This window comes from Pseudomonas sp. HY2-MNA-CIBAN-0224 (assembly GCF_040310285.1).
GTDB lineage: Bacteria > Pseudomonadota > Gammaproteobacteria > Pseudomonadales > Pseudomonadaceae > Aquipseudomonas > Aquipseudomonas helleri.
Genome location: NZ_JBEOPQ010000191.1, coordinates 1 through 442, shown reverse-complemented (window position 1 = coordinate 442; position 442 = coordinate 1). Strand labels below are relative to the sequence as shown.

Below are 442 nucleotides of genomic sequence, written 5' to 3'. Positions count from 1 at the left end.
ATCCTGACGTGACCACTATCTGGACAGAATCTGAGCCTCACACCGTGGATGATCGCTCAAATAAGATAACTGCTTTGAATACCGCCTTATCAATGCTGATAGCACAGCTGACCAAACCAAGCCATACCATCTCTCGGCAACGCGCTACCAATAAAAGCCAGCCTAATCAGATTCGCATTTCCTTACAGCCACTTACTAGACAGCCACTTACTGGCTTGATGTCTAATCAAGCTATACAAAACAATGAAAGTCATGACGGCATAGCGGCAGATACTGAGCTCCCCTACCGCTATCACGAACAACAACAAGACATGCTGTTAGGGGGCTGGCGCTTGCCTGCACATTACGTATTTAACGCTGATGGTTTACAAGAATGGTTGTTAAAATTGCCTAACTGGCAACGTATTAAAGGCATGGTTCATACCTCTGACGGCTGGTTAAA

The 442-nt window shown here is 45.7% G+C and carries 1 pseudogene; it reads left to right on the top strand.

Annotation, left to right across the window (positions count from 1 at the left end):
- Positions 1-44: 44 nt before the first annotated feature.
- Positions 45-442 (top strand): annotated as a pseudogene (locus AAEZ03_RS25980) (hypothetical protein); the annotation flags it as partial.